At 32.2% G+C, this 13,984-nt stretch carries 12 protein-coding genes; 10 read left to right on the top strand and 2 right to left on the bottom strand.

Features of this window, described 5'->3' with window-relative positions:
* Positions 1 to 4: 4 nt before the first annotated feature.
* From HPY79_08205 to HPY79_08170, 8 genes are all read left to right on the top strand, one after another.
* The gene (locus HPY79_08205; GenBank protein ID NSW45780.1) at positions 5 to 1,006 is read left to right on the top strand and encodes a hypothetical protein; all 1,002 of its coding nucleotides are present in this window, start codon (positions 5 to 7) and stop codon (positions 1,004 to 1,006) included.
* 4 nt (positions 1,007 to 1,010) lie between these two features.
* Positions 1,011 to 1,919: a glycosyltransferase family 2 protein gene (locus HPY79_08200; protein ID NSW45779.1), complete on the top strand. Its 909-nt coding sequence runs from the start codon at positions 1,011 to 1,013 to the stop codon at positions 1,917 to 1,919.
* Positions 1,919 to 3,505 carry a S8 family serine peptidase gene (locus tag HPY79_08195; GenBank protein ID NSW45778.1) on the top strand — a complete coding sequence of 529 codons (1,587 nt, stop codon included), beginning with the start codon at positions 1,919 to 1,921 and terminating at the stop codon, positions 3,503 to 3,505. Before HPY79_08200 ends, HPY79_08195 begins: the two co-directional genes overlap by 1 nt.
* Positions 3,505 to 4,464: a GSCFA domain-containing protein gene (locus HPY79_08190; GenBank protein ID NSW45777.1), complete on the top strand. Its 960-nt coding sequence runs from the start codon at positions 3,505 to 3,507 to the stop codon at positions 4,462 to 4,464. Before HPY79_08195 ends, HPY79_08190 begins: the two co-directional genes overlap by 1 nt.
* A 76-nt stretch (positions 4,465 to 4,540) precedes the next feature.
* A complete protein-coding gene (gene ruvX, locus HPY79_08185; GenBank protein ID NSW45776.1) occupies positions 4,541 to 4,966 on the top strand; it encodes a Holliday junction resolvase RuvX in 426 nt (141 codons plus the stop codon).
* A complete protein-coding gene (locus tag HPY79_08180) occupies positions 4,963 to 5,523 on the top strand; it encodes a peptide deformylase (protein NSW45775.1) in 561 nt (186 codons plus the stop codon). The genes ruvX and HPY79_08180 overlap by 4 nt, the downstream gene beginning before the upstream one ends.
* Before the next feature lie 73 nt (positions 5,524 to 5,596).
* Entirely contained in the window at positions 5,597 to 6,139 is a 543-nt protein-coding gene (locus HPY79_08175) for a tetratricopeptide repeat protein (GenBank protein ID NSW45774.1), read from the top strand.
* Between the two features lie 209 nt (positions 6,140 to 6,348).
* Positions 6,349 to 9,195 (top strand): T9SS type A sorting domain-containing protein, encoded by a 2,847-nt coding sequence (locus HPY79_08170; GenBank protein NSW45773.1) that lies wholly within the window; start codon positions 6,349 to 6,351, stop codon positions 9,193 to 9,195.
* A gap of 52 nt (positions 9,196 to 9,247) precedes the next feature.
* Here HPY79_08170 and HPY79_08165 read toward each other — a convergent pair whose 3' ends face one another.
* Positions 9,248 to 10,303: an anhydro-N-acetylmuramic acid kinase gene (locus HPY79_08165; GenBank protein ID NSW45772.1), complete on the bottom strand. Its 1,056-nt coding sequence runs from the start codon at positions 10,301 to 10,303 to the stop codon at positions 9,248 to 9,250.
* Between the two features lie 3 nt (positions 10,304 to 10,306).
* On the bottom strand, positions 10,307 to 10,936 hold the full coding sequence (gene pdxH / locus HPY79_08160) for a pyridoxamine 5'-phosphate oxidase (GenBank protein NSW45771.1): 630 nt from the start codon (positions 10,934 to 10,936) through the stop codon (positions 10,307 to 10,309).
* 84 nt (positions 10,937 to 11,020) lie between these two features.
* Between pdxH and HPY79_08155 the strand changes: the two genes are divergently transcribed.
* Entirely contained in the window at positions 11,021 to 11,968 is a 948-nt protein-coding gene (locus HPY79_08155) for a fructokinase (protein ID NSW45770.1), read from the top strand.
* A 73-nt stretch (positions 11,969 to 12,041) separates the two neighbouring features.
* Positions 12,042 to 13,984, top strand: a 1,943-nt coding sequence (locus HPY79_08150) for a Gingipain R (GenBank protein NSW45769.1), incomplete at its 3' end; no start/stop codon positions are given.

Here is a 13,984-nt window from a genome sequence, read left to right as displayed (position 1 = left end):
TTCGATGGTCCACAAATGGATAATGGTTTTGTTTATAGTTTTGTTTTTTAGTGCTTGCGAGGAAGACAAAGAAAAACCTCCAAGGGTTAAACCCATTCAAATTAAAACGTATTTGTTTTACAAAGATTTGTTCGAAACTCCCATAGATAGTATTCCCAATTCAATTCCAGCTTTTATTCAAAATTACAGTCCTTTTTTCGAATTATTTACTTCGAATGTTATTCATATTGGATATCCCGAAGAACAACGTTGTGCTCAATTATTACAACAATTTGTTGCCGATTTTAGGATGAGACAAGTATATAACGAAATTAAAACTCAATTTGCCGATTTAAAGCCTATTGAAACACAAATACAACAAGCTATTTCGTATCTTGCATATTATTTCCCTAATAAACCTATACCTAAAGTTTATTATTACCACGGCGGCTTTAATCAATCTGTTATTACAACTGATAGTATTATTGGTATTGGCTTAGATAAGTATTTAGGCGAAAATTACGATTTTTATCTCCGATTAGGATTACCTCAATATCAACGAAAAAAAATGTATAAAGAATATATTCCAGTTGATGCTTTACGTTACTATTTATATGGTTTATTCCCATTTGAAACAGAGCAGGATAATGTTCTTGCACATATCGTTTATGAAGGTAAAATTCAATTTTTATTAGATAAACTTTTACCAGAATTGGATGATACTTTAAAATTTGGTTTCTCTAACCAACAATTGATTTGGTGCGAAAATAGTGAACGCAGTATGTGGCAATATTTAATCGATAAAAAAATGTTGTTTAGCACAGACTTAATGGATATTAAACGATATACCAACGATGGACCATTTACTACTTCATTTCCTCGTCAATCGCCTGCCCGTGCTGCTGTATGGTTAGGTTATCGTATTGTAAAACAATATATGAAAAAAAACTCTTCTGTTTCTTTGCAAGAAATTATGTCCGAAAAAGATGCTCAAAAAATAATTCAGTATTCTGAATATAATCCATAGTAATATGCCGTTAATTGCCCATATTATTTGTACTTATAATAGAGCTGAATATTTACCACAAGCACTAAAAGCATTAGCATTACAAAATAATACTAATGATTTTGAAATTGTTATAATTAATAATAATTCTACTGATAATACTACACAGATAATAGAAAAATTTGTAGCCGAAAACCCACAGCTTTCTATTGTATATGCCAACGAAGAAAAACAAGGGCTTTCGCATGCTCGCAATAAGGCTATTGAAGTGTCAACAGCTGAGTGGTTAGCTTTTTTGGACGATGATGCCTACGTTGACAAAAATTATACCACCGAACTTATTCGTTTTATAAAAACGACTCACGATGTTAAAGCTTTAGGGGGACCTATTTTGCTAGAATTTTTAAGCCCACCACCTCATTGGTATACAAATTATTTAGGTTCCTTGTTTGGATATTTTAAACCATATAAAAAGAGTCAATTTTTTAAGAAAAACTATTATCCTCGTGGTTCCAATATGATTTTTCATCGCTCATTATTTAAAAAATATGGCTTGTTTAATCCTAATCTTGGGCGTATAGGACGTAATATGATGGGAAGCGAAGAAAAAGATATGTTTCAACGAATATACAAGGGCAACGAAAAAGTATATTATTTGCATACGGCAGTTATTTATCATCTAGTTCCCGATTTTAGAACTAAAGTCGATTTTATAAAAAAACAAGCTATAGGAGTTGGGCGAAGCGAGCATATTCGTATCACACAAAGTAAACAAGGAGTTTTTTCTAAAATAATCTCTGAAATTATTAAATGGGCTGTAAGTTTTGCATTATTTGTTTATTATACTATCTGCTTAAAGCCTGCAAAAGGAATCATGTTGTTGCGTTTTAGGTTTTGGGTATTAAAAGGATTATTAACCAAAGTAGAAATATAATGAAATGGTTGGTTTTAAGTTTATGCTTAACATTATTAATGCCATCATGGGCTCAACGTAATTGGCATTTAAAAGATTTACACGATGATGGCTTTGCTGGTATTAGTCTCGATATGGCATATCAATTGTTACAAAAAAATAATCGTAAATCGACACCAGTTATTGTAGCTATTCTCGATAGCGGAGTTGATACTATACACGAAGACTTAAAACCTTTTTTATGGACAAACCCTGACGAGATCCCTAATAACGGCAAAGATGATGATGGAAACGGTTTTGTTGATGATATACATGGCTGGAATTTTCTAGGAAATGCTAAAGGAGAAAACATTGATAGCGAGACACTTGAAAAAACTCGTTTATATGCTCGATTATTAAAAAAATACCAGAACATAGATACCACAAAGTTCACTATACAAGAAAGTCAAGAATGGCAATTGTTTAAAAAAGTAAAAATAGATTACGAAAAAAGCTTAAATCAAAAAAAGAAAGAATACGAAATGCTTCAATCTTTGTATGAACGAACCATTCGTGTTAAATTAGCACTAAACAATATTTTGCATAAAGATAGCATTACGCAAGAAGATATTAAACAATTAAAAGAATCAACCAACGATACCATTCGTAATTATGCAAGAATGTACGAACGGATAAATAAAGGTGGTTTCGATGAAAAAATGCTAATAGATGAACTGAATAATGTTAAGAAAAAATTAGATACAGAATTAAATCCAAATTACAACATAAGGTCAATAGTAGGCGACGATCCATTTAACATAAACGATAGCATTTATGGCAATAACGATATTATGGGACCATCGTGTGGCCATGGAACTTTTGTTGCTGGAATTATTGGTGCCGATAGAAATAATAATAACGATGCCGTTGGAATCGCCGATAATATTAAATTTATGGTTCTTCGAATAGTTCCAGGGGGCGATGAACGCGATAAAGATGTTGCAAATGCTATTAAATATGCTGCTCGTAAAGGTGCACGCATTTTAAACATGAGTTTTGGTAAATCTTATTCGCCCGAAAAATATATGGTAGACAAAGCACTTGCAATAGCTGCCCAAAAACAGGTACTTTGTATCCATGCAGCTGGTAATAATAGCGAAAATAATGATGAAATACTTCATTTCCCTACTCCATACGACGAAAAAGGAAAACTTATTACACCTTATTGGCTCGATGTGGGCGCTTCGAATGTTAAACCCGACGAAACTTTAGCAGCAAGTTTTAGTAATTACGGACAAAAATCAGTAGACTTATTTGCCCCTGGTGTTCGTATTTATTCTACACGCCCACAACATCGTTTTCAATCGTCTAATGGTACAAGCGCTGCCTGTCCTGTTGTATCTGGAGTTGCAGCCCTATTAATGTCTTATTTCCCTGAACTTAACACCGAACAAATAAGAGAAATAATTTTAAAATCAGTTGTAAAATATAAACATAAAGTATATGTTCCAACTCAATCCGAGAACAAAGGCATTATAAGTTTTAAAAAATTGTCTATCACCGGCGGTATTGTGAATGCCGAAAAAGCTGTAAAACTTGCACTTAAGTTTGCTAAAAAAGTTAAATAATGTATTTCACACCCGTACATATTGAACCATTACCATATAAAATAAACTACACCGATCGTTTATTTCTGATGGGATCGTGTTTTACTTCTCACCTTGCCGAAAAGTTAAAATATTATTTATTTCATACAGATGATAACCCTTTTGGAATATTATACAATCCGGCTTCTATCGAATTAGCATTAAATATTATTGTTAATAAAAAAGAAATTCAAGCCAGCGATTTTTTTCAAGAACAAGATATTTATAAATCATTTTATTTTCATAGTCATTGGGCTGATACTAATTTATTACGCTTATTAGAAAATATAAATACAACCATTGTTCGTGTTTTTAATTATATAAATAAAACTCAATGGTTTTTTATCACTTTTGGAACGGCCTATGTTTACGAATTAAAACAGAATAAACAAATTGTTGCCAATTGTCATAAACAGCATCCCCAAAAATTTAATCATAGAATGTTATCCATATCCGAAGCAAGCACATACATAGAAAAAATAGCTGCTCATATATATCGTTTAAATCCTCAAGCTCATATTGTATTTACTATTAGTCCTGTTCGGTATTTGAAATATGGAGCACATCAAAATCAAATAAGTAAAGCAACGCTTCATATTGCATTAAAAGAATTTTTACAAAAACACCCTAATGCTTTTTATTTTCCTTCTTACGAAATTTTTATGGACGAACTTCGCGATTACAGATATTATGCTAATGATATGATACATCCATCTGATATTGGGATTGAACATGTTTGGAAGCGTTTTTGCGAAACTTATTTCGACGCAGAAACTCGTAAACTTATGAATCAGGTTTCAGAAATTCAAGCAGCTATAAATCATCGTCCAATGTTTCCAGATTCTAAAGAATATGAGCAATTTAAACAAAAGATCAAACAAAAAATATCCCAGCTTAAAACACAATTACCTCAAATAGAAAAACTTGATTATCAGATATAAGGTTAAAATTATTTAAAGTATCGACCAAAATAATCGAATCATTGCCCAATCATTATATTTACATTAACTTTGTCGCATGGGTAGAATTATGGCCATCGATTACGGTCAAAAAAGGGTTGGTATTGCTGTTACTGACCCTGTGCAAATTATTGCAACGGGTTTAACAACTGTTCATTCTAAAGATATATTTACATTTTTAGATCATTATCTTGCCAAAGAAAAGGTAGATGTGATTGTTGTAGGACAAGCAAAACAACTTAATAATTCTGCATCAGAATCCATGCGTTTTATAAAACCATTTTTTAAAAAGTTACAAGAACGTTATCCGCATATTCAATGTACATACTATGATGAACGTTTTACATCTAAAATAGCTTTACAAACAATGATAGATAGTGGTACAAAAAAATCAGACAGACAAAACAAAGAAACACTTGATATGATAAGTGCTACTATCCTTTTGCAAGATTTTATGAATTATATAAAAAATCATCCATTATGATATTACCAATATATGTTTATGGGAATCCCGTTTTACGCGAAGTAGCTAAAGAAATCACGCCCGATTATCCTAATTTAAAAGAACTTATAGCTAATATGTACGAAACTATGTATGCATCCGAAGGAGTTGGTTTAGCTGCCCCACAAATAGGACTTTCTATTCGTCTTTTTGTTATCGATGCTACGGTTATGAACGATGAGTACCCCGAAGTTAAAGACTTTAAAAAAGTTTTTATAAATGCCAAAATTACCAAAGAAGAAGGAGAAGAATGGTTTTATAACGAAGGATGTTTAAGCGTTCCTTTTATTCGTGAAGATGTTGCACGAAAATCTATCATTACTATTGAATATGTTGATGAAAACTTTGTTTATCACAAAGAAAAATACGATGGTGTTCAAGCCCTCATTATTCAACACGAATACGATCATATTGAAGGAATATTGTTTATTGATAAAATTTCGTTTTTAAGGAAAAAATTATTACGTTCAAAGTTGAATAATATTTTAAATGGAAATATTAAACCAAAGTATAAAGTAGTTTTTCCAAAAAAGAAGTAATATAAAATAGCCATTTAGTTATAATGACGAGACAATTTCTGATTTTAAATTAAAAAATTAAAAATAATTACTGATGAATAAAATAGTTTATCTAATTTTAGTAATATTGATAATAGCTTCTTGCACTTCGAACGAAGAAAAGCAAAAAAAAGAAAAACAATCTATTGAAACGAATATCGCTCGTTTAGAAAAAATTATTTCAAACGATACAACCGGACAAATTAACATTGCAGCTGCTTACGAAATAATAAGAAATTATGCCTCTTATTCATACAAATTTCCAAATGATAGCAACACACCTGAATATATTTTTCGCATGGCCAACATTTTGAATGCTTTAGGTAAATTTCGCGAAGCGGTTGAAGCTTTTCATAAAATTGAATCTAAATACCCAGATTATAACAAATTAGATATTTGCATTTTTTTACAAGGCAATATTTATGAAACAGAATTAAAAGATTTAGAAAAAGCTCGCTATTATTACGAACTTTTTATACAAAAATACCCCTCTCATCCTTTGTCTAAAGATGTTAAAGTATTATTAGAAAATTTAGGAAAAAGCCCAGAAGAGCTTTTAAAGTCTATACAACAAAAAAATAAACATCTATCTTCATAAAAATGATATAAATAACAGTAAAACAGTAACATAGCCACTAAATAGGCAATTCGCTACTTAATTTACTTATATCTATTCAAATATCAAATATGTCAAAACCTAAAAGCATTTAGTCAAAAAATCTGTTATATTACGCAACTTTCATTATATTTTTGCGTAAAAGCGAGTAAGTAAAATTACTTAATATGCAAACATTAAAATTACAATATATGAAAACCGTATTATTGGCAGTGTTTTTAGGGATGTTTACCCTAAGCCTGTCGTCGCAGAATTACATATGGACAAAACAATTTAAGGGGACAGGACAAGTGAATCCTTGGGGTGTAATTCAAGATGCTAATGGAAATTACTATGTTTATGGTAATTTCAATGGCGAAATTAAAATTGACACGGTAAGTGTTACAGCTGTTGCTTTGCAAGATGTTTTTATTGCAAAATTCAATGGAATGGGACAATTGCAATGGTTTAAAACCATTGCTGGTTCAGGAACTGAGAGTGCTTATGGAATAAAATTATCAAGAGATGGAAGTTTTATTTATTTAACGGGTGTTTTTAATAATACCATTTCATTATTAGGACAAAATAATTTGCTAAACAACGGTGGCAATGATATTTATTTAGCTAAAATAGATTTAAATGGAAATTTAATTTGGGCTAAAAATATTGCTTATGGTCCCACACATCAAATAGGTGGATATTTTGATATCGATAATAATGGCAATATTATTATGGTTGGACAATTTACATCATCCATTATCTTTTATGATGATTTATTTCCATTAGAATTGACAAGCGATGACCCATATCAAAAACAAAGTTTTATTGCAAAATTTAATGCCGATGGTTATCCACAATGGTCTAAAATGTTCTATGGAACATCAGACGTTAATTATATACGAAATGTAACACTAATTGGTAATGAGTATTTTGTTTCGGGACAAGCAAACGGCAATATTCAATACGATGGAAAACCGATTTTTAGTATAAATTCGAACTATAAAAATGGTTTCATAATGAAAACCGATGCCAATGGCAATATGCAATGGATAAGAAAAATTTTAACTACGAATAATGATTTATATGTAATTAAGCATGCTTCAGACATCAATGGCGATCAATATATAACTGGAAAATTTGCTGCTTATCGTATTAAGTTCGATTCAACGCTTACCGATACATCCAAGAACGTTTATTACAATACATCTACCAACGGAACATACGATTTATTTGTAGCCAAATATAGCCGAAGTGGTTCGTTGCAATGGGTAAAATTATTTGGAAGCATTAAAGACGAAAATGTTATTAATATTACACATTCTAATGGGCAAGTAATGTTTACTGGTTCCTATGGTTCGGCAATGAATATTGGCTCATTTGCATTAGACTACAAAGCTCAAAATGAAGCATTTTTAGCTATTATGGATTTAAATGGTAATATACTCAATGTACTTAATGCTAAAGGTAAATTAAACGAAATAGGAAATTCGGCTCATTTTAGTAATACGGCACGAAATTATGTTTGGTTGGGTGAATTTTATTCTGATACCGTTTCTATTGGTTCAAATAATTTGATTAACGATTATTCAACTAAAAGAGATGCTTTTTTAACTCGATATGGTTGTTTTGATAGTTTACATTTTGATATTACAAAAGTTACGTGTATTGGATTAAGCGATGGTAGTATTACTGTAACTCCTTCGTATGGTTCAGAACCTTATAATTATTTATGGAGTACCGGTGCAACAACTCCCACAGTGTCCAACTTAGCTGTTGGAAATTATACAGTAACTGTTGTGGGTAGTAACAATTGTTCTATGGTACAAACCGTGTTTTTACCACAAGTTCCCTTGCTAACCGCTTCTATTATTAATGTTCAACATAATGCATGTTTTGGTGGATCAAGTGGTTCCGCTACAGCAAATCCAATAAATGGTAATCCCCCTTATACCTATAAGTGGTCAAATGGAAAAACAACTCAAACAATTTCAAATCTCTATGCTGGCACATATACCGTAACTATCACCGATCAATGTGGTACCAGAGCAACAGCCTCGGTAACTATTACTCAATCCAATAAAGTCAATGCAAGTGTTTCATCTACACCTGCAACTTGTCGTGGCGGAAATGATGGAACAGCCACAGCCATACCCATAGGTGGTTCAACACCATATACATATAAATGGTCAGATGGTCAAACAACTCAAACAGCAATCAATTTATTGGGTGGCAATATATATAAAGTTACGGTAAAAGATGGTTGTGCCAATACGGTTGTGAAATCTATTACCATTAATCAACCCGCAGCTTTGAGTGGAACGGTTATCACCTATGCATCTTCACCTTGCGTGCCAACAGGTTCGGCTGTAGCAACCGGAACCAATGGCACTCCTCCTTATACTTATAAATGGAATACAGGTGCTACTACATCGAGTATTTATAATTTAAGTGCCAACACCACTTATACTGTTACTATTAAAGATGCTTGTGGGGCTCAAAAATCAATTTCAAAAACAGTAGGAGCCAAAACTATAACCATTACAGCCACTCCAACATGTACACCAACAGGAACTTGTCAAGGCAAAATTGTTGCGAATGTTACCGGAGGCGATGCTCCTTATACTTATAAATGGAGCAATGGACAAACAACTCAAACCGCCATCAATCTTTGTACAGGTTATTATAAGGTTACTGTAACCGATGTAAATGGTTGTACAAAACGTAAAACAGGCATCTATGTTTCTAATTGTGCTAAATCGTTTACTATAGAAGATGATACTTATGAAGATAATGAAAATGAAGAAATTACAGAAAAAATAAGAATATATCCTAATCCTGTAAGTGATATATTAAACATTCAATTGCCTTTAGAATCGTTGGATGAGTATTCTTTAATTGAAATGTACGATATTTTAGGAAATTTAATTACAAAACACCAGCCTGAATTAACTTTAAGTGAAATTAAAATAAATGTGAGTCACTTAAGCGAAGGAATTTATTTCATTAAAATTTATCAGGGATCGCAAATTTATCAATATAAAATGATCATTCGTCGATAGTTAATCCAAAAACAATTTGAAAAGCAGGTTTAAAACAAAGCCTGCTTTTTTATTAATGATATAGATAAACAATACCGCTGCATAAGTTAGTTGTGGCACCTGTTACACTTGCAAGTGTGTTTTCTTTTTCTAAAACACGTAACAATCCTAATAATGCAAAAATAATAGCCTCTTTAAACTCAATAATCTCTGATGTAGGGATTATTACTTTTGATGATGAATGATATTTAATTCGGCTTATTAGATAGTCATTATAAGCACCACCTCCTGTAATCAGAAGCGTACCATTACTTTGTGTATAACTGGCTATTTGAATTGCTATATGCTCAGAAAATGTAGCTAATTGATCATCTATTGATAATTTTTGTTGGGATAATATTGGAAAAATAATTTGTTCTACCCATTCTCTTCCTAATGACTTTGGGAAGGATAGAGAATAAAAATCTAAGTTATTTAATATGTTTAATAAATCATGGTTTATTTTGCCTTTAGATGCTATCATTCCATGGTTGTCAAAATCAAAACCAACCTGTTGAGCTAGTTTATTTAGAACTATATTGGCTGGGCATATATCGAAAGCAATACGTTGATGATTATATTTATACGAAATATTGGCTATTCCTCCAATGTTTAAGCAATAGTCGTAATCTGAAAATAACCATTCGTCGCCAATAGGCACAAGAGGTGCCCCTTGTCCACCAAAGGCAATATCGAGTGTACGAAAATCAGTAATCGTTGTAATTTGAGTAGTGGAAGCTATAAAAGCCCCATCGCCTAGTTGAAAGTTAAACTTTGATGAGGGTTCGTGAAAAATGGTATGTCCATGTGATGAAATATAATCGGGCGATATTTTAAACTCTTCTAAAAAGGTTAAGACTATTTCGCCTAAATAGTGTCCGTATTCTTTATGTAATTTAAGAAAGTCATAAGCAGATAAATGATGAGCTTCACTTAATTTTTTTTTCCACGACTGGTTATATGCATAAGTTTTCGTTCCTAAAATTTCAAACTGATTTAACTGATCAATATTAAATTTTACGGCAGCTACATCAACACCATCTAAAGATGTTCCCGACATGATGCCAATTACAGTAATTTTTTTTTTCATTATTTATGGATATAGTAAATATTTAATCCAGTTATTGTTTTCTAAACGGTACGAAACTCGATCGTGTAAGCGGTTGGGCTGTCCTTGCCAAAACTCAAAATAATAAGGTTTAACAATATATCCTCCCCAGTGTGAAGGGCGAATGGGTTGATGCTCCCGTAAACTTTTTTCGTATTCTTGTATAAATAATGTTTTACTTTTAAGTATTTGGCTTTGCTTTGAGACCATAGCAGCAATTTGGCTTTCGTATGGTCGTGAATAAAAATATTCATCCGATCGTTGAGGACTCACTTTATGGGTAATGCCTTCAATTCTTACTTGGCGTTGAAGTTTTTGCCAGAAAAAAAGTAAAGCAACTGTATTATTAAAATCTATTTGTTTACCTTTCTGGCTTTCGTAATTAGTAAAAAACACAAAGCCTTCTTCAGAAAAATCTTTTAATAACACAACCCTACTATGTGGTTTACCTTCGTTATCGGTTGTAGAAACAATCATTGCATTGGCTTCACCCCATTCGTTCTGAACGGCATCGTTAAACCAATATTTGAACCATTCAAGAGGATGGGGAGGCATGGTATTAATTTCTAAACTTTTTCCGGAATAATTTTTTCTAAAGTTAGAAAGGTCGTACATTTGCATTTTTGATACAAACCTACAAAATTTTTTATAAAACAATTAGAAAACGATAGTCAAAAAAAGCTAAAATAAATATGTTTCATGAACGATTTGAATAATAAAATATATGGTTTAGGCGAAATTGTTTTCGATATTTTTTTTAAAGAAAATCAACCAGTAGAAGCAAGACCAGGTGGTGCTGTTTTAAATATGATGGTTTCTCTTGCACGTTTAGGAATGCCTGTATCAATAATTGCCGATATGGTTAATGATAAAGTAGGTCAATTGATTCACAATTTTTTAAAGGAAAATCAGATTGACGATAGTGCTATATTTTGGCATCAACAAGGGCGTTCTCGTTTAGCTTTAGCTTTCTTGAATTCTTGTAGTGATGCCGAGTATTTGTTTTATAAAATGCAGCACGAAGTGATTCCAGATTTTAAATTTCCAACACTTAAACCCAACGACATGCTTATATTTGGCAGTTATTATGCTATTAAACCACTAATTCGACATTTAGTGAGTGATTTTTTGAAAAATAGTTATAAACAAGGAGCTTTTGTGTTATACGATCCAAATTTTAGAAAAAGTCATTTGAATATTTTAAATGATGTTCTTCCATTTATTGAGGAAAATATTAAATATTCACATATTACCAAAGCTTCTATCGAAGATTGTGAAATTATATGGAAAACTCATCATATTGATGAAATTTTCAAAATCTTTAAACAAATAGGCGGAAAATATCTTATATTAACAAGAGCTTCTAAGCCAGTACTATTATATACACCTAATAAAATATACGAATTTAAAGTAAACAAAATAAAACCAGTTAGTACTGTTGGAGCAGGTGATGCTTTTATGGCTGGAATTGCTTATGCTATCAGACTTTTAGGAATTAAACCCGACTCAATTTCAAATATAAATGAAGTATATTGGCAAAAAATAATAAAAACAGCTATAGAAACAAGTACTATGGTATGTTTAACATACGATAATTACATTCCAACTCATAAAGTAAATGAAATTGAAGCCATATTAAAAAAATAATTTTTTATCATATTAATAAGCAACTATTATATTTATCTTTACGTCATTACTAAAACGTTTTAAAATAATTTATATGAAAATCGGATTTTTACTTTTTGTGTTTATTTTGGCAATGAATATGGCTTTTTCTATCAGTGAAAAAACTATAAAATTAGCCGAAAAAAAAGGACTTACCATTAAACAACAAGCCTTTGATGGGGTTGATTTTTCTTTTAGTATCAACGAAATAAAAATTAAAGAAAACCTTAAAAAAGGTCAACTCTACACCGAATTGGAAGCTGAAAATTTTATTCCTATCGGTAAAATAGGTTTTCCGGCATTGCCTTCGTATAAGCAACTAATCGAAATCCCCATGGATGCTCAGGTAGAAGTAAGTATTTTAAGTTTCGACGAGGAGATTATTAACCTGAACGAATCAGGTTTTATAAACCCTATTATTCCTATGCAGCCATCGTTGCGTAAAGACCAAGATCCGAATTCGGTTGCTTTTATCAAAAACATGGAAGCATATAGCACCGACGATTTTATAGCGACACCCTTGGTTGAAGTTCAAGAATCAGGTATTGCACGCTCGGCTCGGTTAGCTCGCCTTGTTATTTCGCCCGTGCAGTATAATCCTGTTTCCAATACGATTAAAATTTTTAAAAATATTCAATTTAGCATTCATTTTAAAAATGCAAATTATGTTAAAACACAAAAGATTAAGAAAAAATATTTCTCTCCGGTTTTCGAAAATCAACTAAAAAATACCGTTATCAATTATTCGTCTGATGTGCTTAAAGATCAAATTACCCAATATCCAATTTCGTATTTAATTATTAGTGCTCGTATGTTCGAAACCACCTTGCAACCTTTTATTCAATTAAAAACTCGTCAGGGTTATAAAGTAACGGTTGCTTATACCGATGTTATTGGTACTACAACCACAGCTATTAAAAATTACATTACTACGCAATATACCAATGGGACGCCTCAAAATCCTGCTCCCAGTTATTTGCTGTTAGTTGGTGATATTACTCAAGTACCAACATTTTCTGGAACAACAGGATCACATCCAACCGATACTTATTATGGCACTATGAACGGAAGCAACGATATTATACCCGATATGTATATTGGACGCATGTCGGCAACATCTACAACTCAGCTCCAAGCAATTTTAGATAAAATATTGGAATATGAACAATACCAAATGCCTGACCCTTCGTATTTACAATATGCTGTTATGATAGCCGGTGTTGATGCAAGCAATGCTCCTACCTATGGCAATGGTCAGATAAATTATGCTAATCAATATTATACTAATACGAGTAATGGTATTTCGCCCTATACTTATTTATATGGTAGTGGCTCGCCCATTACTTCTAATAGCTCTCAAGCTGCTCCTGCTATTAAGCAAAATATTAGTGATGGTGTGGGCTTTGGTAATTATACTGCACATTGTGGCCCATCGGGATGGTCTGATCCGAGTGTCTCTACCAGCGATATTCCAAACTTTACCAATGCACATAAATATGGGCTTTTGATAGGCAACTGTTGTCAAAGTAATAAATTTGACGAAACGGAGTGTTTTGGCGAAGCTATACTTCGCGCTGCCAATAAAGGAGCAATTGCTTATATTGGAGCATCCGATTATTCTTATTGGAACGAAGATTTCTATTACTCAACCGGTGTTAAATCTATAACAGCAAATCCTACCTACGATGCAACCAAACTTGGTTTTTACGATCGTTTATTCCACTCTCAAGGAGAACCAACTAACGAATGGTTTGTATCGGCTGCACAAATCAATTATGGAGGCAATTTAGCCGTAGAACAATCGGGATCAAACAATGTTTATTATTGGGAAATGTATCATTTAATGGGCGACCCATCGTTATTACCATATATGGGCATACCAACACCCTTATCGGCCTCTTATCTAAATTCTGTACCGGTTGGAACACCTACTTTAACCGTTACTACAGAACCTTATGCTTATGTGGGCTTATCTATCAACAACACATGGATTGATGC

It is taken from the genome of Bacteroidales bacterium (assembly GCA_013314715.1).
Lineage (GTDB): Bacteria > Bacteroidota > Bacteroidia > Bacteroidales > GWA2-32-17 > Ch61.
The sequence above is the reverse complement of the archived record's forward strand: the minus strand, read 5'-3'. Positions and strand labels throughout refer to the sequence as shown.

Coding starts and splice junctions, on each gene's coding strand:
- HPY79_08195 (NSW45778.1), top strand. CDS start 1,919: ATGAAATGGTTGGTTTTAAGTTTATGCTTAACATTATTAATGCCATCA.
- HPY79_08180 (NSW45775.1), top strand. CDS start 4,963: ATGATATTACCAATATATGTTTATGGGAATCCCGTTTTACGCGAAGTA.
- HPY79_08165 (NSW45772.1), bottom strand. CDS start 10,303: ATGAAAAAAAAAATTACTGTAATTGGCATCATGTCGGGAACATCTTTA.
- HPY79_08200 (NSW45779.1), top strand. CDS start 1,011: ATGCCGTTAATTGCCCATATTATTTGTACTTATAATAGAGCTGAATAT.
- HPY79_08205 (NSW45780.1), top strand. CDS start 5: ATGGTCCACAAATGGATAATGGTTTTGTTTATAGTTTTGTTTTTTAGT.
- HPY79_08190 (NSW45777.1), top strand. CDS start 3,505: ATGTATTTCACACCCGTACATATTGAACCATTACCATATAAAATAAAC.
- HPY79_08170 (NSW45773.1), top strand. CDS start 6,349: ATGAAAACCGTATTATTGGCAGTGTTTTTAGGGATGTTTACCCTAAGC.
- HPY79_08175 (NSW45774.1), top strand. CDS start 5,597: ATGAATAAAATAGTTTATCTAATTTTAGTAATATTGATAATAGCTTCT.
- pdxH (NSW45771.1), bottom strand. CDS start 10,936: ATGTACGACCTTTCTAACTTTAGAAAAAATTATTCCGGAAAAAGTTTA.
- ruvX (NSW45776.1), top strand. CDS start 4,541: ATGGGTAGAATTATGGCCATCGATTACGGTCAAAAAAGGGTTGGTATT.
- HPY79_08155 (NSW45770.1), top strand. CDS start 11,021: ATGAACGATTTGAATAATAAAATATATGGTTTAGGCGAAATTGTTTTC.